The organism is Neobacillus niacini, assembly GCF_023715415.1.
In the GTDB taxonomy this organism is placed as follows: domain Bacteria; phylum Bacillota; class Bacilli; order Bacillales; family Cytobacillaceae; genus Neobacillus; species Neobacillus niacini_C.
The window spans coordinates 665,539-688,561 of sequence record NZ_JAMBOB010000001.1 but is presented as its reverse complement, the minus strand read 5'-3'; the positions used below and the strand labels follow the sequence as shown (position 1 = coordinate 688,561).

26 protein-coding genes are annotated in these 23,023 nt (G+C 37.2%); 13 read left to right on the top strand and 13 right to left on the bottom strand.

Features of this window, described 5'->3' with window-relative positions; all coding sequences use genetic code 11:
• The first annotated feature begins 78 nt into the window (after positions 1 to 78).
• Entirely contained in the window at positions 79 to 462 is a 384-nt protein-coding gene (locus M3189_RS03410) for a VOC family protein (protein ID WP_251631944.1), read from the top strand.
• 130 nt (positions 463 to 592) lie between these two features.
• Entirely contained in the window at positions 593 to 934 is a 342-nt protein-coding gene (locus M3189_RS03405) for a cupin domain-containing protein (RefSeq protein ID WP_251631942.1), read from the top strand.
• A gap of 295 nt (positions 935 to 1,229) precedes the next feature.
• On the opposite strand, the gene M3189_RS03400 is transcribed toward M3189_RS03405, so the two are convergent.
• Positions 1,230 to 3,404 (bottom strand): MMPL family transporter, encoded by a 2,175-nt coding sequence (locus M3189_RS03400; protein WP_251631941.1) that lies wholly within the window; start codon positions 3,402 to 3,404, stop codon positions 1,230 to 1,232.
• Positions 3,405 to 3,664: 260 nt separating this feature from the next.
• On the opposite strand from M3189_RS03400, the gene M3189_RS03395 reads away from it, so the two are divergent.
• The 5 genes from M3189_RS03395 (at position 3,665) to proC (ending at position 6,963) form a co-directional block, all read left to right on the top strand.
• Complete coding sequence (locus M3189_RS03395) at positions 3,665 to 4,606, top strand: sugar-binding transcriptional regulator (RefSeq protein ID WP_251631937.1); 942 nt, start codon at positions 3,665 to 3,667, stop codon at positions 4,604 to 4,606.
• A gap of 129 nt (positions 4,607 to 4,735) precedes the next feature.
• Positions 4,736 to 5,410, top strand: a complete 675-nt coding sequence (gene deoC, locus M3189_RS03390; RefSeq protein ID WP_251631935.1) for a deoxyribose-phosphate aldolase — start codon at positions 4,736 to 4,738, stop codon at positions 5,408 to 5,410.
• A gap of 22 nt (positions 5,411 to 5,432) precedes the next feature.
• On the top strand, positions 5,433 to 5,603 hold the full coding sequence (locus M3189_RS03385) for a XapX domain-containing protein (protein ID WP_251631933.1): 171 nt from the start codon (positions 5,433 to 5,435) through the stop codon (positions 5,601 to 5,603).
• 26 nt (positions 5,604 to 5,629) lie between these two features.
• On the top strand, positions 5,630 to 6,025 hold the full coding sequence (locus tag M3189_RS03380) for a cytidine deaminase (RefSeq protein WP_251632081.1): 396 nt from the start codon (positions 5,630 to 5,632) through the stop codon (positions 6,023 to 6,025).
• Between the two features lie 134 nt (positions 6,026 to 6,159).
• On the top strand, positions 6,160 to 6,963 hold the full coding sequence (gene proC, locus M3189_RS03375) for a pyrroline-5-carboxylate reductase (protein ID WP_251631931.1): 804 nt from the start codon (positions 6,160 to 6,162) through the stop codon (positions 6,961 to 6,963).
• Between the two features lie 43 nt (positions 6,964 to 7,006).
• On the opposite strand, the gene M3189_RS03370 is transcribed toward proC, so the two are convergent.
• The 3 genes from M3189_RS03370 to M3189_RS03360 form a co-directional block, all read right to left on the bottom strand.
• Positions 7,007 to 7,561, bottom strand: coding sequence for a YitT family protein (locus M3189_RS03370; protein WP_435368053.1), 555 nt, complete (start codon positions 7,559 to 7,561; stop codon positions 7,007 to 7,009).
• A gap of 131 nt (positions 7,562 to 7,692) precedes the next feature.
• Entirely contained in the window at positions 7,693 to 8,685 is a 993-nt protein-coding gene (locus M3189_RS03365) for an inorganic phosphate transporter (RefSeq protein WP_251631926.1), read from the bottom strand.
• An 11-nt stretch (positions 8,686 to 8,696) separates the two neighbouring features.
• Positions 8,697 to 9,311 carry a DUF47 domain-containing protein gene (locus M3189_RS03360; protein WP_251631925.1) on the bottom strand — a complete coding sequence of 205 codons (615 nt, stop codon included), beginning with the start codon at positions 9,309 to 9,311 and terminating at the stop codon, positions 8,697 to 8,699.
• 332 nt (positions 9,312 to 9,643) lie between these two features.
• Between M3189_RS03360 and M3189_RS03355 the strand changes: the two genes are divergently transcribed.
• Positions 9,644 to 9,901 carry a GlsB/YeaQ/YmgE family stress response membrane protein gene (locus tag M3189_RS03355; RefSeq protein ID WP_251631923.1) on the top strand — a complete coding sequence of 86 codons (258 nt, stop codon included), beginning with the start codon at positions 9,644 to 9,646 and terminating at the stop codon, positions 9,899 to 9,901.
• A gap of 47 nt (positions 9,902 to 9,948) precedes the next feature.
• On the opposite strand, the gene M3189_RS03350 is transcribed toward M3189_RS03355, so the two are convergent.
• A complete protein-coding gene (locus M3189_RS03350) occupies positions 9,949 to 10,866 on the bottom strand; it encodes an RluA family pseudouridine synthase (RefSeq protein ID WP_251631920.1) in 918 nt (305 codons plus the stop codon).
• Between the two features lie 135 nt (positions 10,867 to 11,001).
• Between M3189_RS03350 and M3189_RS03345 the strand changes: the two genes are divergently transcribed.
• The 3 genes from M3189_RS03345 to M3189_RS03335 all read left to right on the top strand — a co-directional run bounded on the left by M3189_RS03345 (position 11,002) and on the right by M3189_RS03335 (position 14,044).
• Positions 11,002 to 11,388 carry a YhcU family protein gene (locus M3189_RS03345; protein ID WP_179161126.1) on the top strand — a complete coding sequence of 129 codons (387 nt, stop codon included), beginning with the start codon at positions 11,002 to 11,004 and terminating at the stop codon, positions 11,386 to 11,388.
• Between the two features lie 143 nt (positions 11,389 to 11,531).
• Positions 11,532 to 13,274: a phospho-sugar mutase gene (locus M3189_RS03340; RefSeq protein WP_251631918.1), complete on the top strand. Its 1,743-nt coding sequence runs from the start codon at positions 11,532 to 11,534 to the stop codon at positions 13,272 to 13,274.
• A 47-nt stretch (positions 13,275 to 13,321) separates the two neighbouring features.
• Positions 13,322 to 14,044 (top strand): SDR family oxidoreductase, encoded by a 723-nt coding sequence (locus M3189_RS03335; RefSeq protein WP_251631916.1) that lies wholly within the window; start codon positions 13,322 to 13,324, stop codon positions 14,042 to 14,044.
• Between the two features lie 100 nt (positions 14,045 to 14,144).
• Here the strand turns inward: M3189_RS03335 and M3189_RS03330 are convergent, their stop codons facing one another.
• Positions 14,145 to 14,396 (bottom strand): YhdB family protein, encoded by a 252-nt coding sequence (locus M3189_RS03330; RefSeq protein WP_251631914.1) that lies wholly within the window; start codon positions 14,394 to 14,396, stop codon positions 14,145 to 14,147.
• Between the two features lie 151 nt (positions 14,397 to 14,547).
• Here M3189_RS03330 and M3189_RS03325 point away from each other — a divergent pair, with 151 nt between their 5' ends.
• Together M3189_RS03325 and M3189_RS03320 are read left to right on the top strand one after the other, a co-directional pair.
• The gene (locus tag M3189_RS03325; RefSeq protein WP_251631912.1) at positions 14,548 to 15,534 is read left to right on the top strand and encodes a M14 family zinc carboxypeptidase; all 987 of its coding nucleotides are present in this window, start codon (positions 14,548 to 14,550) and stop codon (positions 15,532 to 15,534) included.
• A gap of 87 nt (positions 15,535 to 15,621) precedes the next feature.
• Positions 15,622 to 17,034, top strand: a complete 1,413-nt coding sequence (locus M3189_RS03320; protein WP_251631910.1) for a SpoVR family protein — start codon at positions 15,622 to 15,624, stop codon at positions 17,032 to 17,034.
• Positions 17,035 to 17,121: 87 nt separating this feature from the next.
• Here M3189_RS03320 and M3189_RS03315 read toward each other — a convergent pair whose 3' ends face one another.
• The 7 genes from M3189_RS03315 to M3189_RS03285 form a co-directional block, all read right to left on the bottom strand.
• Complete coding sequence (locus M3189_RS03315) at positions 17,122 to 17,463, bottom strand: hypothetical protein (RefSeq protein ID WP_251631909.1); 342 nt, start codon at positions 17,461 to 17,463, stop codon at positions 17,122 to 17,124.
• Positions 17,464 to 17,575: 112 nt separating this feature from the next.
• Entirely contained in the window at positions 17,576 to 18,652 is a 1,077-nt protein-coding gene (locus M3189_RS03310) for a putative glycoside hydrolase (RefSeq protein ID WP_251631907.1), read from the bottom strand.
• 96 nt (positions 18,653 to 18,748) lie between these two features.
• Positions 18,749 to 20,005, bottom strand: a complete 1,257-nt coding sequence (locus tag M3189_RS03305) for a DUF445 domain-containing protein (RefSeq protein ID WP_251631904.1) — start codon at positions 20,003 to 20,005, stop codon at positions 18,749 to 18,751.
• Between the two features lie 92 nt (positions 20,006 to 20,097).
• Positions 20,098 to 21,063, bottom strand: a complete 966-nt coding sequence (locus M3189_RS03300; protein ID WP_251631902.1) for an AtpZ/AtpI family protein — start codon at positions 21,061 to 21,063, stop codon at positions 20,098 to 20,100.
• A 3-nt stretch (positions 21,064 to 21,066) separates the two neighbouring features.
• Positions 21,067 to 21,453: an ATP synthase F0 subunit B gene (locus tag M3189_RS03295; protein ID WP_251631900.1), complete on the bottom strand. Its 387-nt coding sequence runs from the start codon at positions 21,451 to 21,453 to the stop codon at positions 21,067 to 21,069.
• A gap of 255 nt (positions 21,454 to 21,708) precedes the next feature.
• Entirely contained in the window at positions 21,709 to 22,422 is a 714-nt protein-coding gene (gene atpB / locus M3189_RS03290) for a F0F1 ATP synthase subunit A (RefSeq protein ID WP_251631898.1), read from the bottom strand.
• A gap of 280 nt (positions 22,423 to 22,702) precedes the next feature.
• Positions 22,703 to 22,999, bottom strand: a complete 297-nt coding sequence (locus M3189_RS03285; RefSeq protein WP_251631895.1) for a HesB/YadR/YfhF family protein — start codon at positions 22,997 to 22,999, stop codon at positions 22,703 to 22,705.
• Between the last annotated feature and the right edge of the window lie 24 nt (positions 23,000 to 23,023).

Here is a 23,023-nt window from a genome sequence, read left to right as displayed (position 1 = left end):
GTGTTGTTATGTGGATAAGGCATCTCTAGATTATAATAAAAATGTAATTGAGTTACCATTCTAAGGAGGGAAAACAGTATGAAGATAATTGTTACCAGTTTATTTGTACAAGATCAAGAAAGGGCACTGGAGTTTTATACCGAAAAGCTAGGATTTGTAAAAAAGCATGACGTTCCCACCGGAGAATATAGGTGGATAACACTTGTTTCACCAGATGAACAAAACGGTACTGAACTTTTGCTCGAACCGAATGTTCATCCTGCCGCAAAGGAGTATCAAAAGAAGATATCTTCTGAAGGCATCCCAGCAACAATGTTTGGCGTTGCGGATATTCATAAAGAGTACCAGCGATTATTGGAAAAAGGCGTAAAGTTCACTATGGAACCGACAACAATGGGCAATGTCACAATAGCTGTCTTCGACGATACATGCGGCAACCTTATTCAGATAATACAGCAGTAACTAAATGTTATAACTCTTTTTATGGGTTTTTCCTGAAACGATTAGAAATAATAAACAGTGATACGTTTCACTTAATTGAAAATGATTTTCAGTTAAGATATAGGTAAGATGTTACTAGGAGGGAACAAGGATGGAGAAAAATTCAGTTAAAGCCTATCAAGAGTTCAGCGAAGAAAGATTTACAAAACGTATTATTTACAAAAAAGGTGAAACGACAGCGTTTGTGTTAAATTTCATGCCAGGACAACAGCTTCCCGTACATAAGCATCCTGGTGCAGAAGTTTATCTTTACGTAGTCACTGGGACTGGAACCTTCATCATTGATGGTCAGGAAACCCCTGTATCAGAAGCAGATTTAGTTCATGTGGGCGGCGAAGAAGAGCTTGCCTTTAACAATAATGGCAGTGAACCTGTCAGCTTATATGTCGTGTTAAGTAAAGTACCTAGCGAACAATACGCAAAAAATATCTAATGACCAATTATACAAGTGAAGCCAGCCTAATAATCTAAGTAGTTCAGTATTTTGTTCCCCAAAAAGAGGAAAAAGTGTTTTAGCGGAATCATTCATGAGGAATGATTCCCGTAGAAGAGGAAAAAGAGCTTGAGCGGTAATCATTTAAGGGGAATGCTTCCCGGAAAAGGAGAAAGGACTTTAGCGGGGCACAATAAATAACAACCAAATATATATATGAAAAACGAGTATGAAAACATTGCGATTTCACACTCGTTTCTCTATTTTCTCCACGTTATCTGAACAATTTATGATACTAGGCTGGCTTCCTTTTTACCTTCTGTTGAGCTTTATTCTTAAGTCCAAAAAACCACCAGTTCCAATCACCAAACAACTTCATTAAAGCTGGAACCAGAACCATTCGTACGATGGTAGCATCAATGAAAATTGCAATCGCGATGCCGACACCAAGCTGCTTAATCGGCATGACGCCTGTAAAGGCAAAAGCACCTGTCACTACAATCATAATCGCCGCAGCAGAGGTAATGATTTTACTTGTGTATGTTAGCCCCGATATCGTAGCCTCGGTATTATCTCCTGTTTGTAAATAAAACTCCTGAATCCTCGATATCAAAAACACTTCGTAATCCATTGATAGCCCAAAGACGAGGGTAAATACAAAAACAGGTAGGATTAAGGCAATATCTGCAGGCTCTACTCCTAAATGCCCCTGCTGGAATATCCAGACGACAATTCCGAACGTACAGCTAAGGCTTAATATATTCATTATTATGGCTTTAAGTGGAATAAGGATTGAGCGAAAAGCAGCCATTAGAATGAAGAAGGTTGAAACAACAATTAGTAACAATCCATAAGGAGCCTTTTCAAATATCTCATCAAAGATTTCTTGCTCAAACTTTATTGCTCCTCCAAAATGGGTGGTTAAACCCAATTCCCTGTTCGACCAATCAGTAATCCATTCCCTTGCTTTTGAGGAATGGTCCGTAGTTTTTAAATATACCTCAATCAGCATTTTATTATCTCGAATAAAGTAGTCAAGAATAGGAGCTGTCTGTTGCTTTTGTCCAAATAGTAGCAGTTGAGACAATGTTTCCTCGTCCTGAATACCTGTAGCAGAGAATGGAGAATCAACTGTATCAACAAGTTTATCATTTGATAGTTGATCAAGAAAGCTGCTTACTTTCAAAAGATTATTTGGTTCTAATATATTTCCTTTCGTATCAAGCACAATGGATACTTTCTTTTCATTGCGTTTATCTTTTGGAATAAAATGCTCCTCAAAGGTTTCAAATGCAACTCTTGACGGATACTTAGCCGGGAGAGATTCAGTCCCTGGAATCGTCATTGTCATTTGTGCAACGGGTATAAGTCCAGCTAGAAGTATGGCCAGGGCAGCCCCTGCCATGAGGATTGGACGGCGCATCACAAATTTTGCAAACCGATGCCAAATGCTAGTTTTGGTATCCTTTAATCGCAGGATGCTAAATTTATTTATTCTAGTCCCTATCACAGCCAATAAGGCAGGAAGGAAGGTCAAAGCACAAAGGGCAGAAATAAATACAACGGCCATACCGCCTAGAGCAACATTTTGAAAAATATCAATTTTGATAAACCATAAAGCTGACAAGCCAATAAAAACACAAAGCCCAGAAAAAATAATTGACCGTCCGGCCGTTGCAACGCTGATTTCAATTGCTTCCTTAATAGATTTTGTATGTAACTCTTCTTTGTAACGGTTTATTAGTAATAAGGCAAAGTCAATGCTTAAAGCGAGTCCAATCATCGGGACAATATTTAAAATAAAGATGGTCAAATCCGTCCCGTAACTAAAAAAGAACACAGCGCCCATCGTGGTTAGTATCGATACAACCCCGATTACAATCGGAATGGAGGCAGCAATTAGCCCCCCGAAAGCAAGGACTAAGACGAGTAACGCAATCGGTAGTCCAATCATTTCAGCTTTGGCTAAGTCCTCTTGGCTGGCAATATTAAGGTCTTGAACAATAATTGGCTCCCCCGTCATAGTAACGGTTAATCCCGGTTTATTTTTAAGAATCTTATTTAATTGATTAATCTCCGTACTAAGATCCTCTGCTTTTTTATCAAATGCCAATAGACCATAGGCAACTTCGTCCTTTATCATTCCTTCTCTTTCAAAAGGACTTGTTATGCTTTTGGCACCGTCGAAGTCTCTTAAATCTTCAAAGGTCTCTTTGATATATTGATTCCAGTCACCACCATTTACCGTAGGCTCTCTTTCAAATACAAGGATAATGGATGATTTTGCATGTCCAAATTCCTTTTCAAGCAGCATTCTTGTTTCATTATATTCACCTTCGTATTCAAAGCCGTTACCGCTTAATACGGAAGGTAATTTTAAGGCGAAGACCACTGATAGTGCAATGATAAGCAGCCAAAGTGCAAGCACCGTTTTCCGGTGACGGTATATGAGTCCCCCAAGTTTCCCCATTTTGAGACCTCCTTTTTTATAGGTAATTTATCCCTGAACTTAGTATAGCAGAACAGACCAAGAGCAGTGGTTGACTATTTCGTGTCGACGATATTGGACATAGTAATATGATAAGAATCATTCCCTCTTTTAAGAATGAAAATGCAAAAAGGTAAGGGCTGAAAAATGTTCAACACGGATTTTACAAATGTAAAGTTATTTGGGGATTTTCCTCACTTCTTGCTATAATAATAGAAAAATCGGATAAAAGGTGATGAAAAGTGGACCAAGAGAAACTAAGTAAGGTGATTGAAGCAGCAAAACTATATTACTTATTGGATTATAATCAAAACGAAATTGCGAAGAAAATGGGTATTTCGCGCCCTACAGTGTCCCGTTTATTACAGCAGGCAAAGAGTGAAGGAATCGTCCAAATAACGATTATGGACCCAACTGAGGATATTGAAAATTTGGCTTTTCAGTTAGAAAAAAGGTTCAACTTAAAAAAAGTAATTGTTGCATCGATTCCACAATTTGAAAACCATATTATCAAAAATTACCTTGGTGAAAAAGCGGCCATATATTTACATGAGATTGTAAAGGATCATGACATTATCGGAGTAACCTGGGGAACCACGTTATACCATATTGCCGTTGAATTAAAACAGAAATTTGTCAAGGATGTTAAGGTTGTTCAGCTTAAAGGAGGGGTAAGCCATGCAGAAACGAATACATACGCATCTGAAATTCTCTACCTTTTTGGAAAAGCATACAATACTACACCACATAATCTTCCGTTGCCGGCGATAGTGGACCATGTTGTCGTCAAGCAGGCAATGGAGGCCGACCGGCATATTCATAAAATCCTAGAACTTGGCAAACAGGCAAATATCGCAGTGTTCACCATGGGTTCAATTAAAAAGGATTCTTTATTGTTTCAGATGGGATATTTTACAGAAAGTGATCAAAAGGCACTAAATGAAAAAGCGGTTGGAGACATTTGTTCACGTTTCTTTGATAAAAATGGTGAAGTATGTAATGAAAGTCTGAACGAACGAACACTTGGAGTTAAATTAGAGGATTTACGGAACAAAGAATACTCGATACTTGTGGCAGGTGGACCGAATAAAATTGAAGGCATCTATGGTGCATTAAAGGGGAATTATGCCAATGTGTTAATAACGGACCAATTCTCTGCAAAGTTCCTTCTCGATAAAAAATAGATTTTTCTTGAAAAATATTTTACATTTGTTCAAAATGATATTTACAAATGTTCAAAAGTTTTGTTATAGTTAGCTTGTGAAAAGTAACAATAAATGAAATGCTTTTTATATTTAAGGAGGTAACATCTGATGACTAAAAATGTAACTAAAATGATTGATCATACATTATTAAAAGCCGATGCTACAAAGGAAGAAATCGTGAAGTTAGTGGAAGAAGCTAAGAAATATTCCTTCGCTTCCGTATGTGTAAACCCGACTTGGGTAAAAATATCAGCAGATATGCTTAAAGATACCCCAGATGTAAAAGTATGTACGGTAATTGGATTTCCATTAGGAGCGTCTACACCAGAAACAAAAGCATTCGAAACCAAAAATGCGATTGAAAATGGGGCAAATGAAATCGATATGGTGATCAATATCGGTGCACTTAAAGATAAACAAGATGATTTAGTTGAAAAAGATATCAAAGCGGTGGTTGAAGCTGCGAAAGGTAAAGCAATTACAAAGGTAATCATCGAGACCTGTCTATTAACGAAAGAGGAAAAAGTAAGAGCATGTGAACTCTCTGTTAAGGCTGGAGCAGATTTTGTAAAAACCTCTACAGGATTTTCAACCGGCGGAGCAACAGTTGAAGATATCACTTTAATGCGTGAAACAGTTGGACCTGAAATAGGAGTTAAAGCTTCTGGAGGCGTTCGCAGCCGTGAGGATGCACTTGCAATGATTGAAGCAGGAGCTACTCGTATTGGTGCAAGTTCTGGAGTGTCTATCAGTAAAGGTGAAATTTCTCAAAGCAATTACTAATCTTTAGATCTGAGGGATAAAATTGAGAGAAACAGTTTTAGCATTAATTGCTGGTTTAATTGTAGGTGTCATATTTAAATTTATGAAGCTGCCATTACCCGCACCTCCAGTATTTTCTGCAGTAGTTGGCGTTTTCGGTGTTTATTTTGGTGGAGTTATTGCCAGTTGGATGGTTAAATTTTTCCAAGGATAAAGAGGACTATGGAGAGTGAAAATACGATGGATGAAAAACAGCTTATGGAAGAAGCGGTAAAAGCAAGAGAGTTTGCCTATGTGCCGTATTCAAAATTTCAGGTCGGAGCTGCTCTTATTGCAAAGGACGGAAAAGTATTTCGTGGATGTAATATTGAAAATGCATCATATGGAATGACGAACTGTGCCGAAAGAACGGCTTTATTTAAGGCATATTCTGAAGGTGTTACTCAGTTTGACACATTAGTAGTTGTGGCGGATACGGATCGCCCTGTTCCGCCTTGTGGTGCCTGCAGGCAAGTAATTTCAGAGCTATGTGACGCTGAGATGGAGGTTGTCCTTACGAATTTAAAAGGTGATGTTCAAAGAATCCTAGTGAAAGACCTTCTTCCCGGTGCCTTTTCCCCTCAGGATTTAAAATAAAAAGTTGAGACAGGATAAACTATTCTGTCTCTTTTTTCATCCATCTTTAAAAAAAGGAAAAATCTAACCTATCACGAAGGATAATAAGCGTATGATATCATTAAAAGAATTTATGGAGAGGTGAGTGTGGGTAAGTGGAAAAAAAGATTGGCTTTATTGGAGCAGGGAAAATGGCTCAAGCAATGATTGAGGGGATTTTAAAAACAAATCTAATAAAAACAGAAAACATGATGGCTAGTGCAATTTCGGAAAAAACAATTGATAGAATTCAAACCACCTATCGAATAGGAGTTACCAATGATAATAAGGAAGTTGCCAGGTTTTCAGATATCCTATTTCTTGCAGTAAAACCTGACTTGCATTCAAAAATCATTGAAGAGATAAAAAGTGAGATTAGCCAAGATGTAATCATAATAACCATTGCTGCTGGTGTTACATTAGCCGACATTGAACGGGATTTTGGTTATAAAATCAAGAGTGTTCGGACAATGCCAAATACCCCTTCATTAGTGGGGGAAGGCATGAGTGCGATTTGTCCTAATGAAAGTATGAGTGAAAATGAAATCTTGGAGGTAGAGAAGCTTTTCCGTACGTTTAGTAAGACCGAAAGAATGGATGAAAAATTAATGGACGCTATACCGGCAATAAGTGGATCATCACCTGCATATGTGTATATGTTCATTGAAGCGCTGGCAGATGGAGGTGTTAGTCAGGGAATTCCAAGGGATAAAGCCTATCGTTTGGCAGCGCAGGCGGTCCTTGGTGCTGCTAAAATGGTACTAGAAACAGAAAGTCATCCTGGAGTACTTAAGGATAATGTTTGTACTCCTGGGGGAGCAACAATCGAAGCCATATCTACTCTGGAGAAAAACCAGTTTCGCGGGGCAGTTCTTGCAGCGATGGAAAGCTGCACAAAAAAGGTGAAATCGTTAGGTTAATATGTTGTCATGAAAAAGAACCTGCAATGGATTGTAGGTTCTTTCAATTTGGTTCTGGTCTTCTAATAACGGTTATCGATGTCATCAATCCAACAAAAATAATGGTTAATAAAGAGTAGAAGAATTTTTCTAAACCCACTACCTGAATTCCACTAGTAATGACGAGTCCATCAATGAGGAAAATGATGATCCCTATATTAACAGATGTAAACTTGGTGATAATTTGGGCTAGTAAATCTGTTCCACCCGTACTTGTTTCATAGCGGAGCATTAGCCCAATCCCCACTCCGACCAGTATCCCCCCAAGGATCGTACTTGGAAATATGCCAACCTGAATTTTCCCATTCATAAAGGACAGTAAGTCAATACAAAAGGAAGAAATAATAAGCCCATGCAGGCTGTAGTAGAAATAACGCCTTTCAAAGAACCATGCCAGGATATAGAGAGGGAGACTTAAAACAATCATACTAAGACCAGTAGGCCAGCCGTAAAAGTAGTGAATGATTAACCCTAAACCAATCACGCCTCCATCAAGCAGATGATAGGGGACGAGAAACCCATTAACACCGAGGCTTAATAATAAACTACCAATCAGCATCGCAATAACTTTTTGTTTCAATAAAATCACTCCAAACTTGTCCCTACATAAAAAGTATGAAAATGATTATGATTTAAGAAGTGGTGCAAATAAAAAAGAGGATGGAATAACCATCCTCTTGAATCTCCTATTTAAAAGAAAAGATCTAAAATGAAAAAACAGATTGCAGCGATTCCAGCAGAGATAGGAAGGGTTATTACCCAAGTAATCAGCATACGTTGTGCTGTATCCCATTTTACTCCTTTTAATCGGTGTGAGGCACCAACCCCTAAAATACCGGAAGAAATAACGTGAGTTGTACTAACAGGAACATGTAAGAATGTAGCACCAAAGATAACAGCTGCACCAGTCAAATCTGCTGCCACCCCGTTAATTGGTCTAATTTTCATGATTTTACCGCCAACGGTTTTAATGATTTTCCATCCTCCAACAGATGTCCCTAATCCCATTGCCAGCGCACAGGAGAATTGTACCCAAAACGGAACTTCTGCATTCGCACCTAGATACCCATTTGCAATGAGAGCCATCGTGATAATACCCATTGCTTTTTGGGCGTCATTCGTTCCATGTGAATAAGATTGTAAGGCTGCAGTAGCGATTTGCATATAACGAAAATTTCGATTCGTCTTTGCTAAATTTGCATTCTTAAACACTACTTTAAAAATACTGTAAACAATAAACCCAACGACGAATGCTAAGATTGGTGAAAGAAGGAGAGCTTGAATAATCTTCATAAATCCACCGTAATTAAGGGCACCGAACCCAGCTGATGCAAGAGCGGCACCGGCAATGGACCCAATAATTGCATGTGATGAACTGCTCGGAATTCCGTAATACCATGTTAATAAGTTCCAAAAAATGGCTGAAATTAGTGCTGCTAGAATAACTACCGATCCATTTTCAAGCGTAAATGGGTCAACAATATCCTTGGAAATTGATTTGGCTACACCAGTAAACGTCATTGCGCCTACAAAATTCATAATTGCAGCTAACAGAATGGCATGACGTGGTCTTAGTGCCTTTGTAGAAACAGAAGTTGCAATCGAGTTAGCCGTATCATGGAACCCATTAATAAAGTCAAATGCAAGGGCACCAACGACAACTAAGATAATTAATATTTCCATTTGTTTGCTCCTTATGCATTTTTCATAATAATGGTTTCAAGTGTATTCGCAACTGATTGACAGCTGTCAGCAATATCCTCGAGATTTTCGTATATTTCTTTGTATTGAATAATTCGAATTGGATCCTTTTCAACTGTGAATAAATGCTTAATAGACTGACGAAGAATATTATCGCATTTTGATTCATAATCTTTAATTTTGATTGCATGTTCTCTCATTTGAGGGAGTTTCTTATTCGCTAACAATCCCATCGAATCATCGATTTCATGAACACTGGATTTTATCGCATCAACAAACTGAAGCATAAAGTCATCTGCCTGTGTGATTGAATACATCTCAAATAATGCAGCTGTTGCTTCGAGTCCGTCTAATACATCATCCATACTGTTTGCTAGGTGAAGAATATCTTCACGTTCAATAGGAGTAATAAATGCATCATTTAACTGTTTAATGACTTCATGAACAAAGGTATCTCCCTTTGTTTCAATCTCTTTCATCTTCTCTGAGAAAATCTTCAAATCACTAATATTTTTTAATTTATAATCAGCAAAGTAATTTGCACCTTCCTTTAAGTTTGAAGAAATGTTACTTAATAGAGCAGAAAATTTATCAACCTTTTTTGCCATCTTTTAATCCCCCTAAAAATTATGTAAAAAGTTTTTACACTAACGGACAACATTTTACAGAAAATAAACCAAAAAAACATAAAAATTTGACGTAATTTACAAAAACTTAACAAAAGAAAATTCTGAATTTTATCTTGTGGAATTAGCTTTATATATTTTTTTTAATGTTTCCTGTAGAACAATTAATATGTATTAACTGAAATGAGTAAATTTCCTTAGTATGTAAAGTTATAAAATGGGTATTTTAATGGTACAAGACAGTATTGAAAAAATTAATACTGCTTGTTAAGTAAGTGTGATCCTTAAAGAAAGACTAAAAAAGGAGTGTTCTAATGAGTTTCATTTGGGCATTAATCGTCGGTGGAGTAATTGGCTGGTTAGCTGGTCTAATTGTTGGTAGAGATGTTCCAGGTGGTATTATAGGTAATATAATAGCAGGGTTTGTCGGCGCATGGCTTGGTACTTTACTATTAGGAGATTGGGGACCAAATGTTGCCGATTTTGCGATTATCCCTGCCATCATCGGATCAGTTGCACTGGTCTTCTTGTTATCACTTGTAATGAGGGCATTTAGAAAAACAGACAGATAATTGGAAGAGAGGCCGCCCAAAAATGGGCGGCCTCCTTATTTTTGGCATTATAATTGATTTACGTCAATTTCCCTAAAGATAGGTGGAGTATCTATAAATGGAGCATAACAAATGATTTCCTCCCCAGTAATTGGGTGAGTGAATTCTAATTTTGCTGCGTGTAATGCCTGTCGATCGAATAGCGGCTTTCCTCCATATAAAATATCGCCCAGCAATGGGTGACCAATGTGACTGAAATGCACGCGTATTTGATGCGTTCTCCCCGTTTCAAGCCAACACTTTACATAAGAAAAACCGTTTACCTCTTTAACAAGTTGATAATTTGTTGTAGCCTCTTGACCAGTTGGAGAAACTCTTCTCCTAGTTGCATGATGACGATCACGTCCAATTGGCTCCTGTATAGTCCCTCTCTTCTTTTTCAAAGGTCCTTGAACAATAGCAAGGTACGTTCTCTTTAATTCATGTTTTTCGAGCATTCTGTCCAAAATCGCTCCTGCTAAGGCGTGTTTAGCAAAGAGGATAGCGCCTGTAGTGTCCCTATCTAACCGATGTACATGGCGGATTTCAACTTTTTCACCTTTGGAATGCAGATAAAATTGTGCTGCTTGTAAAAGTGTGTTTTTATCGTTTTCGTCATTTGGATGTGTGTTCATAAAAGCAGGTTTATTAAAAACAATCACATGGTCGTCTTCAAATAGCACCTGTATATCATAGAAGAAAGCAGGAATATTCATTCGTTCCCCCTCTTCAAATAATCTAATGAGCACCTTATCTCCTAAATGAAGAGGGGATGTCCAAGAGGCTTTATTTCCATTAACAATCACTCTGTGTTCCATTCGGAATAGATGAGTAAGTTTCTTTGAGACACCCCATTCATCTCGAAAAATTTTCTCTAGGGTTTTTCCTTTCCAGCTTTTGGATGTATTAATTTCCATCCAATTCCCTTTACGTGTCGTTTTTAGCATTTGAACTCCTTATATCATGAGATTTCTCTAAAGTAATGGCGTGGTTATAATTACCACCGAAATTCAGACTTATTTATGCTATCCTTATGTATATATATTACGATAGATTATAGTTATCGCAAAGGTGGGTTACAAGTGAAAATTGTTTTTGCCTCGACACCAGGTCAGGAAGAAGAAATTTGTGGACTTGTGAGGTACATCTATTCCACTGTTTTTCCACTCTATTTTACGGATAAGGAAATTAGTGAGTTTGAACAATTAAAAGTATTGCATACTCCAGATGACTTTAATACATTAAAGGATGCTTTTCAAGTGATGGCAAGTATGCAAACAGTGATTTCCATACTTGAGTCTCCTACTCTTGATGAGCAATATGCAGTTCTATTTAATAAAAATGTTTCAAACCTGCAAGAATTTGGTCTTTTCTTTCCGTTTGAGTATGAACAATTCGTAGAAGCTAAAAATATGAAGAACAGTGTGTTTAGTGTTTATATCAAAGCCGCAAATGAACTCCTTGTATAATTTTTAGAGAAAATGTCTGCAAATGCAGACATTTTTTTTATTATCCTTGAACTTACAGAGAAAAAATATAAAATAAATAGAAGGTGTAAGTTTATTGGGAAAATCAAACAATATGAAATACGGTAAAAAGGGAGGATTTAATAATGGATTGGAAAGAAAATGCAAATAGGTGGATGGAATTTTCAGATTTAAATGAGGAACTAAAACAGCAGCTTGAGGAAATAAAGGAAGATGAAAAACAACTTGAAGAAGTTTTTTATAAAAATTTAGAGTTTGGTACCGGTGGAATGCGAGGCGAGATTGGTGTAGGAACCAATCGAATGAATCTATATACGGTTCGTAAAGCTTCTGCTGGATTAGCTGCATACATAGAAGGCCAAGGTAGTGAAGCAAAACAACGAGGAGTAGTGATTGCCTACGATTCACGGCATAAATCTCCTGAATTTTGTATGGAGGCTGCCAGAACACTTGCGACTAAAGGGATAAAAACCTACGTATTTAATGAATTAAGACCAACTCCTGAACTATCATTTGCATTACGCTATCTAAATGCATTTTCCGGAATTGTTATTACAGCCAGCCATAATCCGCCAGAATACAATGGATATAAAGTATATGGTTCTGACGGTGGACAACTGCCGCCTGCAGCAGCTGACGAAGTAATCACGAAGGTTGACGAAATAGATAATGAATTATTAATCGAAGTAGATACGGAGGAGAACCTTAGATCTCTTGGATTAATTAACACAATTGGGGATGAGATAGACCAAGCCTATATCGAAAAGCTCAAAACGATTTCTGAGAATCCTTCAATTTCAAAAGAAACAGATGTAAAGATTGTCTTTACACCACTGCATGGTACGGCTAATAAACCAGTGCGTCAAGCCTTGACGGCGCTGGGATACACGGATGTAACGGTTGTAAAGGAACAAGAACTGCCTGATCCTGAATTTTCAACTGTAAAAAGTCCAAATCCTGAGGAACATGCAGCGTTTGAACTAGCCATTCGGGATGGTAAAAAAGTGGGCGCAGATCTTTTAATTGCAACAGATCCAGATGCGGACCGCCTAGGCATTGCTGTACGTAACCATGAAGGAGAATATGTTGTTTTAACAGGAAACCAAACTGGCGCCCTATTACTAGATTACATTCTCTCACAAAAGCAAAGCAAAGGGACCCTTCCTTCAAATGGAGTGGTATTAAAAACAATTGTGACATCAGAAATCGGTAGGAAAATCGCCCAAGAATACCAATTACCAACCTTTGATGTGCTGACTGGTTTTAAATTTATTGCAGAAAAAATAAAGGAATATGAGGAATCCGGAGAATTTACATTCTTATTCGGCTATGAAGAAAGCTACGGATATTTAATTGGAGATTTTGCCCGGGATAAGGATGCTGTACAAGCAGCTGTTTTGGCTGTAGAAGTATGTGCCTACTATAAAAAACAAGGTATGTCACTTTACGAAGGCTTGCTGCAGGTATTTGAAAAGTATGGCTACTATCAAGAAGGTCTAAGATCCTTAACGTTAAAAGGAAAAGAAGGTGCAGAACAGATTCAGCAAATTCTAGCTTCCTTCCGTTCAGAGCCAATTGAAAAGCTCGGTGACTTAACGATATCAATGGCAGAAGATTACTTGACTGGCCTTAAGCAAACTTCAAATGGGGAAGAGAAAATCGATTTGCCAAAATCCAATGTTTTAAAATATACCTTTACAGATGGTTCATGGGTTTGCTTGAGACCATCTGGTACAGAACCAAAAGTGAAATTCTATTTTGGAGTGAATAGTAACGGTTTAGAAGAAAGCAGAAGCAAATTACTTGAAATCGAAAAAAACTTCATGAATCTGGTGGACGAAAAAGTCAAAAGGGTAACAGGAAACTAATTTGTCATTAATCATCTAAGTACATCAACATGAAAGGAACTACAACCATGTTAAAAAATCAAATCGCTATTGTAACAGGAGCTTCCAGAGGAATTGGCAAGGAGATTGCTGTTAAACTTGCAGAGCAAGGAGTGAAATTAGCGATAATTGGAAGTTCAGCGCAAATTTCAGAAACTGCAGATGAGTTAAAGAAAATAGGTTTCCATCATGTTCTTCCGATACAAGCAGATGTTTCAAAAGAAGAAGATTTACAGCAAGTGGTCAAGAAAACGATTGAAGAATATGGACACGTAGATATACTCGTTAATAATGCAGGTGTCGGATTCTTTAAATTAACGGAAGAAGTAACCCTTGAAGAGTGGAAAAAGGTGTTTGAAGTAAATGTACAAGGTGTGTTTCTTGCCACTAAAGCTGTTATTCCTCATATGAAGGAACGGAAATCAGGAACGATTATTACCATAGCTTCTGATGTAGCAAGATATACGATAGCTAACGGTTCAGCTTATACAGCTTCAAAATACGCAGTACAAGGATTTTCGGGTTCTGTAGCACAAGAAGTACGTGAATATGGAATTAGAGTAGGTACCATTAATCCTGGCATGGTTGATACCTATTTTGCTGACTCAACACAAGGTTTACCGGAAAAAAAGGATTGGCTTAAGGTTGAAGACATAGCAAACGCTGTGGTGTATATGGCTTCCGCTCCTAAGTATATGCTTATAGATGAAATTGTACTACATCCACTTGTACAACAATATACAATTGCATAACATAAGAAAACGGCTCCTCCTTGAGGGAGCCGTTTTTTGGTGGAATTCTTTGGGCCGGTTGTTAAATATTTCTCAACAAAACTTGTATCCACTTGATTTTTCAGGAAAGACTATACATCGGTAACTCATTATCAGGTTCAACGGTTTCGTTAGCATGGTCGATATAACGAAGTAAAGAATATAAACTTTTTTCAATCACTGAATAGTCACGTTCAAAGTTATAAGCATGCAGGAAATGCTCAATTCTCTTTGATAGAATTTGGTCTTTTGTTCGTACCATAAGTATCAGCAAGTTATCCCATTCAGATCGATGTGTATAATACAAAGCTCGATCATAATCCATTTTATTCATTTGTTTTGTCTCCTCCTTACTAGGAGTTGAAGTTATTTTATGATATTTTGGCGATAACTTTCACAGAAAATGTTGGACAATCCGTCCTAGCGCTGTTTTCAACTTTTACCTGTATAACAAGCAGCGCCAATGGTTATGAAAAGGAGCCGGTATGAAGAAGCTATTATGTATGATGTTGGTATTTTCACTCCAGTTTGGAAATGTCTCCATGGCTAAAGTTGTTGAAACAGATTCCCCTTATACCTATGAGAAATTGAAGGATGATCTTGAAAAGCTCAATCATCAATATCGGGCAGTAAAAGTAAAAAAAATTGGGGAAACACATTTTGGAAGAGACATTTATGCAATAAGGCTTGGAAAAGGAAAGAAGAATATCGTTTTAATTGGAGCCCATCATGGACGTGAATGGATAACAAGTATGCTTTTAATGGAGAAACTTGAAGTGTATGCAGATTTGTATCAAAGGAAAAGAGAATTTGGGATGATTTCAACTGATATATTAAATGATGTATCCATCTGGTTTATTCCTATGCTCAATCCAGACGGTGTGACCATCCAACAAAATAAACTTAACCTGTTCCCTAAAAAGCATTTGAAAGCGCTGGTGTCCATGAATGGTGGTTTAGAGAACTTTGAGCGCTGGAAAGCGAATGGAATCGGCATTGATTTAAATAGACAATATCCAGCGGGGTGGAAGGAACTTACCGATGGTCCGCCAGTTCCCTTTTACCAATTTTATAAGGGGAAGAGGCCACTAGCCGCAAAAGAAATAAAGGCAGTAACAGCATTTATTCACGACATTGATCCTGAAATTGCTGTTGCTTATCATTCGGCTGGTAGAGAGATTTTTTGGAATTATAAAAATGGCAAGCACCTTAAACGTGACAAAAAGATTGCAAAGAAAATTTCAACATTGACCGGTTATCCATTAGCAAAACCACCTAAACATGCCACTGGGGGAGGCTTTACGGATTGGTTTATTACTACCTATCATCGTCCGGCAATGACGATTGAGGTTAGTCCTCTAGTTGGTGAAACTTCCCCGCCTTTATCAGTCTTTAAAACAGAGTGGGAAAGAAATAAATATGTAGGTCTTACTCTTGCAAAAGAAGCAAAGAACTTAAAAAAGCGAAAATAAGCAGAAGACTTGCTGTTTTTTACATCTTGTTTCATCATTCCCGGTTTTTCTTCATACATTGTGGTAAGAGGAAAAGGGGGAATGGCTATGAATGGGGACGATCGCAAAGCTCTAGAATATGCGATTAGTGAAATTACTGAAATTGCTCGGGGCTTTGGCTTGGATTTTTATCCTATGCGATATGAAATTTGCCCAGCTGAAATCATTTACACGTTTGGTGCCTATGGAATGCCTACCAGATTTTCACACTGGAGCTTTGGGAAGCAATTCCACAAGATGAAGCTTCATTATGATTTAGGATTAAGTAAAATTTATGAACTTGTTATCAATTCAAATCCATGTTATGCCTTCTTATTAGATTCCAATTCACTTATCCAAAATAAATTAATTGTTGCACATGTACTGGCTCATTGTGATTTCTTTAAGAATAATGTCCGCTTCCAAAATACCAAACGAGATATGGTTGAAAGCATGGCTGCTACTGCTGAAAGAATTAGAACCTATGAGATACAATTTGGAAAAAAGGAAGTGGAAACCTTTCTTGATGCCGTACTGGCCATTGATGAACATATTGATCCTTCATTAATGAGACCAAAGCTTGCATGGTCACTGGAAGATGAAAGTGAAGAAGAATCACCACAAATTTCTGCGACTCCTTATGATGATTTATGGAAGTTAGACGATAGTGGGAATAAGCAGCCAAGTCAGCCAAGAAAGAAACAATTTCCGCCAAAACCGGAAAAGGACCTATTATTATTTATTGAAACCTATAGCAGGGAACTGACGGATTGGCAGCGAGATATATTAACGATGATGCGTGAGGAAATGCTTTATTTCTGGCCGCAGTTAGAAACGAAAATCATGAACGAAGGCTGGGCGTCATATTGGCACCAGAGAATCATCCGAGAGATGGATTTGACGAGCGGAGAAGCAATCGAATTTGCAAAATTAAACGCAGGGGTTGTACAGCCGTCAAAGACCGGAATAAATCCTTATTACCTAGGAATTAAGATATTTGAAGACATTGAAGAGCGTTATAATAATCCAACAGAAGAGATGATTAGAAGAGGAGTTATCCCAGGCTCTGGCCGTGAAAAGATGTTTGAGGTTCGTGAAGTGGAATCAGATATATCCTTTTTACGGAATTATTTAAACAAAGACCTTGTGATGAGGGAAGATATGTATCTCTTCCAGAAGCAAGGAAGGGACTATAAAATCGTCGATAAGGAATGGGAGCATGTTCGTGACCAGTTAGTAAATATGCGTGTAAATGGAGGGTTCCCGTACATTACCGTGAATGATGGTGACTATTTAAAGAACGGTGAACTTTATTTAAAGCATTGGTATGAGGGCGTAGAATTAGATGTGAAATACCTTGAGAAGGTGTTGCCATATATCCAGCAGCTATGGGGCAGACCAGTCCATATTGAGACCTTGATTGAAGATCGTAGAATGTTATTTTCTTATGACGGGAAAGGCGTTCATCGGAAGTATATGTAAAAAGTAGTTGTGTATGGCAATGCTTCACAAAAAAACACCAATCACCATGGTGTTTTTTTGTTTATGATTATTTTTATGTTTTTTAAGTCATTTATTTAAGAGGATTACGCCGATAGCAATTAGGAAAATCCCAATTATGGAGTATACTGAAATGTTCTGACGTAAAACTATTATAGATAAAATGGTAACAAGAATTGCATTTACCCCAGTTTGAATACCGCCTAGCATGACCGTATTTCCAAATGTTTTACTCCCTTGAATGAAGCCCCAAGCTAGTGCAATGTTCCCCAAAAAAGAAAGCGGAAGAAAATATATGTTAAATCGGATGCTGTCTTTTAAAGTTGGCTGAAAAAAATAAGCAGATAAAATTGGCAATAAGGAAAAAACAGCAGCACCAATTACAATTGCGCCTATTACTAGAAATTTCAAAAGAACACCTCATTTAATCTAAATACTTTATCCTAAATAGTATTGCTTTTTCTTTTTCTACTATTCATTTCTCCTTAAATTAAGGACCACCGCCTTCAGCACTTTTTAGAGCTCAGTACGGGGTGTAATCCACGTTTGGTGTATATATATTAGCGGCATTCCATAATAAATATTCCTTAATTCCCTGAGCATGTAAGGCGCGGATTTGGTCTTCGACTTCTTTCTTCCCATATACCTTATAATTGCCTGCCCCAAGCCAAGAAGCGGTAAAATCCTGTAACCAAGGCCGTGATATTGGAGGATTGGAGATTTGTTTTAGCCTGATATTCTCCACTTTAGCATAGCCCTCAACGAGTTGATACGGCTGTAAATCGGGCTTTGGAATACCAAAAATGGCGGTCCAATGACTTGGATAAATCATCGCAGAAATGACATCTACGTTCTGGGCAATAGTAGTGAAATTCTGGCCAATTCCTGATGCTTCAGGAATGACGGTAGCATTTCCAAAGACATCGACTGAAACCTTCACATTGTAGGGCTTAAGTTTTTCTCTAGCGTATTTTACAAACTCACTTACAGCCGTTACCCTATTCCCTTGAAATGCAGATTTATCGTAGACAAGCTGGTTTTCCACCCTTTCAAACTTCTCAGGGAATCGTACATAATCAAATTGAATTTCTTTGAATCCTAATCTTACTGCTTCTACAGCCAACCCAATATTATAATCCCAAACTTCCTTAAGAAAGGGGTTAGTGAAGGAATCCCCCCGGGCATTTTTCCATACTCCATTAGTGGTTTGATAGGATAAATTTGGGTTCTTATTAGCTAGTACATTATCCTTAAAGACGACAATTCTAGCGATTGGATAAATGTTATTTTTCTTTAACGTATTCATGAGTGAAGATGGTTTTGGAATGTATGGACGGCCAATTGAGTAATAGGGCGATTTTTTTGAAGGAATGAAGGTAAGATTGCCATAATCATCTTTAATATCAATGACCATTGCGTTTAAATCTGTACTATTCACAAGTGAAATCAACTGGCTGAATACGGGTTTATTTGTATTTGGCGCATTTACATAGATACCTCTGATGGGTTCTTGAAATGGTTTAGAAGCTAGAACTATTTCATGGAATGGATGGCCAAAGGATAGCAGAATCACAAATAGGGTTAGCAGATATTTTCTCATAGCAAAATCTCCTTGTTGTTTATTCCTACTAGATTGTGCATAAAAGGTATTTATTATAAGAAAAAGCTATCTTGCATATACAAGATAGCGTGTTTACTAAAAAATCAATTTCAATCCAACTAGGATAAGTCCAATCATGAATCCGCAAACTGCACCATTTACGCGGATCCATTGCAGGTCCTTACCAACATTGTTTTCAATCATGTCAATAAGAGTTTCATTATCCAGTTTTTCTAAGTTCTCCTCAACAAGTTTTCCAATTTTAGCATGATTATTATCGACAAAAATAGAAATTTGATCCTGAATCCAAGTCTCAATTGCTTTGACTTTTTCATCATCTGCTTTCAGGTTTTCAAGTGCCTTTGTTAAAAGAGGGAGGAGATACCCCTCGTAAAAGGTAGGTATTTCGATAAGGAAACTAGCCTTTTGTTTTAATTGTTCAATAAACTCTGTGATTTTATCCTCTAACTGCCATTCTGAAATCATTTGTTCCTTTATGGTATTTAATTCCGCAGCAAGATTTTCATCGGATTTAATATCTTGCAGTTTTGTGTTTATATGAAATAGTAAGGTTTGCCTATTTTGATTAAAAGGGTCACTAAAACTTTTTACTCCTTTTTGAATAAGACCCTGAAGAATACTCCCTAACTTTTCCTCATTGACAATATTCGTAAATGATTTAAGTGCAAATTGCATAAAACCATCTGCTTTGATATTTTCAAGTGCATCTACTGCCATCCTGCCTAGTCTATCCTTAGTACTTTCTTTTTTTGCCCAGTCATCTACTTCCTTAAGGATAAAATCAAGAGCTTTTTCATCATACTTCCTATTTAGCAGTTGATCAATGGCTAGGGGAAGGTAGTTACTTACGTCTATATCTTTAAGCTTTACTTTCAATTCTTCTGTGATTATGGGTGCCAGTTTTTTACTATCAATAGAATGAAGTAAATGTTTTATCAAGTTAACAACAGCGTTTCTCACATGCTGTGCGCTTAGCGAATTTTGTGCTAAATTATATAGCTTCTCGGTAAATGCAATGCTCGATATTTTTTTTCTAATACTTTCTTTGGTCAGCCAATCATTTTCAAGCATTGAAATAATCGCTGCTATAATTCTTTTACGGTTTTTTGGTAATAGTGCTGTATGAGGTATTGGTATACCTAGTGGGTGACGAAATAATGCAGTCACTGCAAACCAGTCAGCAAGTCCCCCGACCAACCCTGCTTCAAATCCCCCTTGAAGGATTATTCCCCATAGGGAATCCTGAAAAGGGAATGTCACAACAAAACCTACTCCCATTACAGCTAAGGAAATCGCCGCTAAGTGCTTCGATTTATTCTTTTTTCTCGACATCTTTGAATCCCTCATTTTTTTACTAAAGTATGCATTGCTAATGCTATTATCTCAATATCGCAAAAAAAAGCAAAAAAAAACTCCTATCATTGTTAGGAGTTTTCCATTTTCCTCGTTTCAGGTCTAATATGCGTAATAAGCCCATCTAGTTCCGTGATATAAAACTGTGTTTCAGGGGCAGATTTCAAATAACTTTCTTGAAGTAATTGGTAATAGTTAACTCTCCGATTTGGGTCAAAGCGCAGCATCGGGTATTCCTTACGTTCCTTTACAAACAAGTCTACTGCTTTTTGTACCATGTCCATTTCTGCAGGGATTTTCTTGTCCTTTTCCTCAAAAAGATCATAGGTTTCCTTAGACATATAATACTTCTTAGAGGGAATCCCACCTAAAATATTTGTCAGTTGTTTAAAATCGATGCTGTTATCATCCTGGACAATTATCGTACGGTATACACCTTTTGGCAGATTATCTGAAAATTGTCTCACAGCTTTTCGAACTTGATCTATGGTGACATCAATTATCGGATAGTCATTCGTTTTAGTTTGTTCTCTTTGTATGCCATACTCTTCCTGAGAAGTATCTTTATCAGGTTTTTTAAAATACTTTTGCACCATTACGTACCCTGTGAGTCCTCCAATAGCTATTCCAATAAAAGTAAATATAACAGTTAACCACGGTTGAAAACCGTATTGGGTATCTAAGAAAGAGCCAAGTTTATAAAACCCAAAGATCGTTAAGGCAATTGTTAACCCAAATACCATATTTAATGAAAGGGCCTTCATTAAAAAGTTTGAAAACTCGTTCCAATGTTGATTGTTAAAATTCTTTTCATTGTTAAGAAATTTTCTAACCTCCTTTTTCATTTCTTCAGATACCTTGTTTTCTTCGAAGAAGGACTCTAAGTATTCACTCTTTGTTTTATCATTATTTTTTAAAATACATGCCGTTTTCTCTGTTTTTCCTTTTGTGTAATGAACGTAAATAAATTTTTCTTCAAAACCCAATTCAAGGTTCTCCGATACTCTGCCTAAGTATTTAGTAAACTTGTGTCTCATATTTTACGCCCCCTTACTATCTTTATGCATAAATGATTGGGAACGGAATGCATCCTCTTTCACTTCCTTCTGTATATCTTTAGCCTGTGCTTTTGCGTCCAAAATCATTAATTTGGCCTCGTGTTCACTATGCCTCATGATTTCCCTGGCGTCTTTTCTAGCTTGGTTAAGAACTTCGGCACTGAGTTCCAGATTTTTCTCTGCTTCCAGCTTATATTGTTCGGTTAATTGAAGCTGATTTTCAATATGTTGTTTTCTACTATCCAAGACACCAACTAACTTTTTGAAAACAAGTTTCTTTAATATAAAGACTAAAACAGTAAAAATAAGAGCTTGGTAAATCATGGTTCCTAAAGAGATGGGAAGTCCGAACAGTGTAATATCACCCAAAATAATTCAACTCCTTTCCTTTCATTGTATTGGTTTGCTTTCCACTATTACTTTCTTATTATTATGTTGGCTGTGTTAAACTAGTCTGTTGATTTGCGCTCCAGGGCGCTATGCTTTCCGCAGGCTCGCCCGTGAGCCTCCTCGAAGCTTCGCTCCTGCGGGGTCTCACTCAGCTCGTTCATCCCGCAGGAGTCAAGCGCCCTTCCGCTCCAATCAACAGGTTCAATAAATCAACAGTATCCTTTAACACAGCCATTATGTTAAGCGGTGAGCAATATAAACCATTGTAAGTGTTACAAATATGTAAGCCTGGATTGCACCGATGAAAACACAAAATGCCTGCCAAATGAGGAGAGGAATAGCAGCTAGTGAAGCAATTGCAAATCCATGGGTTATAGCACCAGCAAGTAGAGCAAGCATTACTTCCCCAGCATATATATTACCAAATAATCTTAGCCCTAAGGTTAAAGTAGTAGCAAATTGTTCCAAAATATTAATGGCAAACAAGGCTTTAAAGGGTTTGAAAAAGCTGTGCAAATAATGTTTAAATCCATGCAGACGTATGTCGATAAAATGGGTGTAGGCAATTATCATAATGGCTAATGTCATTGTGACATGAGCATCAGCGGTTGGGGAGCGCCACCATGAAACGGGGTGTTCTTCAATTGTAATGATTGAAAATGGGACACCTAAAAGATTGGCAATAAACAAATACATTAATAGAGATACCCCAGTAGACAAAATAAATAAATTGTTGTTAGGACCTAATGAATTATTCATGATATCCTTAACAAAGTCCATGATCCATTCCATAAAGTTTTGCAATTTTTTAGGTATACCTTCTGTGAGGTTTCTTGTAGCAATGTAAGCAATTAGAAAGACCATAATCGATGCAACGGTGGTGGTCAAGATGATGGATAAATCGAAGGTTAAATTAAATAATACTACTTGTGGCCTAGAATGTTCCATGATGTCTAACCCCTTTCATATAGTAGGTTAAATTAAGCTTTACTGCTTAAACACTAGGAAATATGTACTAGGTGAGCGCTTTCATTATAGATCTAATTTAATATTATTGCAACATAGTTCACAATTTATTGCTAATTTTCAGAAAAAATAAGTTAGCAAGGTTACAAACAATTTTAATATGTAGTTGGTTATACAATTTATATTGATTGGAATAGTAATAAGCAAAGGAAAAAGGACAGCCAATTAAGATGGCTGTCCTAAGTTGTTAGATGGAGGAAAACTAGTTTATAGCCATAGTTTCCTTAAAAGTTATTTGAATTTCATTTATTTCATCGTTAAAGGATAGGCAGGTTTCAGTATCCTCGAAGAACCATACATCATTTCCTTCTACATAGAAGTTAATCCCATTCATTTCTTTCGTAAAGCCAACATTTGTTGGTGCCTCTGCTGAAAATGCAAGACTAAAGCCCTTGTGTTTTTCACCAAAACCACTGTATTGTGGAAACATTCTTACGGTATTGATCTCGAATTCATTTGTAAACCACTTTGCAGCTTTTTCATCAATTGAAATTAACATATAATATGCACCAACCTTTTCAAA

What these genes read in the sequence shown, in the direction of transcription:
- M3189_RS03410 (WP_251631944.1), top strand. Translation starts at nt 79, where the DNA reads ATGAAGATAATTGTTACCAGTTTATTTGTACAAGATCAAGAAAGGGCA.
- M3189_RS03405 (WP_251631942.1), top strand. Translation starts at nt 593, where the DNA reads ATGGAGAAAAATTCAGTTAAAGCCTATCAAGAGTTCAGCGAAGAAAGA.
- M3189_RS03400 (WP_251631941.1), bottom strand. Translation starts at nt 3,404, where the DNA reads ATGGGGAAACTTGGGGGACTCATATACCGTCACCGGAAAACGGTGCTT.
- deoC (WP_251631935.1), top strand. Translation starts at nt 4,736, where the DNA reads ATGACTAAAAATGTAACTAAAATGATTGATCATACATTATTAAAAGCC.
- M3189_RS03380 (WP_251632081.1), top strand. Translation starts at nt 5,630, where the DNA reads ATGGATGAAAAACAGCTTATGGAAGAAGCGGTAAAAGCAAGAGAGTTT.
- M3189_RS03370 (WP_435368053.1), bottom strand. Translation starts at nt 7,561, where the DNA reads ATGCTGATTGGTAGTTTATTATTAAGCCTCGGTGTTAATGGGTTTCTC.
- M3189_RS03365 (WP_251631926.1), bottom strand. Translation starts at nt 8,685, where the DNA reads ATGGAAATATTAATTATCTTAGTTGTCGTTGGTGCCCTTGCATTTGAC.
- M3189_RS03360 (WP_251631925.1), bottom strand. Translation starts at nt 9,311, where the DNA reads ATGGCAAAAAAGGTTGATAAATTTTCTGCTCTATTAAGTAACATTTCT.
- M3189_RS03355 (WP_251631923.1), top strand. Translation starts at nt 9,644, where the DNA reads ATGAGTTTCATTTGGGCATTAATCGTCGGTGGAGTAATTGGCTGGTTA.
- M3189_RS03350 (WP_251631920.1), bottom strand. Translation starts at nt 10,866, where the DNA reads ATGCTAAAAACGACACGTAAAGGGAATTGGATGGAAATTAATACATCC.
- M3189_RS03340 (WP_251631918.1), top strand. Translation starts at nt 11,532, where the DNA reads ATGGATTGGAAAGAAAATGCAAATAGGTGGATGGAATTTTCAGATTTA.
- M3189_RS03335 (WP_251631916.1), top strand. Translation starts at nt 13,322, where the DNA reads ATGTTAAAAAATCAAATCGCTATTGTAACAGGAGCTTCCAGAGGAATT.
- M3189_RS03330 (WP_251631914.1), bottom strand. Translation starts at nt 14,396, where the DNA reads ATGAATAAAATGGATTATGATCGAGCTTTGTATTATACACATCGATCT.
- M3189_RS03325 (WP_251631912.1), top strand. Translation starts at nt 14,548, where the DNA reads ATGAAGAAGCTATTATGTATGATGTTGGTATTTTCACTCCAGTTTGGA.
- M3189_RS03320 (WP_251631910.1), top strand. Translation starts at nt 15,622, where the DNA reads ATGAATGGGGACGATCGCAAAGCTCTAGAATATGCGATTAGTGAAATT.
- M3189_RS03310 (WP_251631907.1), bottom strand. Translation starts at nt 18,652, where the DNA reads ATGAGAAAATATCTGCTAACCCTATTTGTGATTCTGCTATCCTTTGGC.
- M3189_RS03305 (WP_251631904.1), bottom strand. Translation starts at nt 20,005, where the DNA reads ATGTCGAGAAAAAAGAATAAATCGAAGCACTTAGCGGCGATTTCCTTA.
- M3189_RS03300 (WP_251631902.1), bottom strand. Translation starts at nt 21,063, where the DNA reads ATGAGACACAAGTTTACTAAATACTTAGGCAGAGTATCGGAGAACCTT.
- atpB (WP_251631898.1), bottom strand. Translation starts at nt 22,422, where the DNA reads ATGGAACATTCTAGGCCACAAGTAGTATTATTTAATTTAACCTTCGAT.
- M3189_RS03285 (WP_251631895.1), bottom strand. Translation starts at nt 22,999, where the DNA reads ATGTTAATTTCAATTGATGAAAAAGCTGCAAAGTGGTTTACAAATGAA.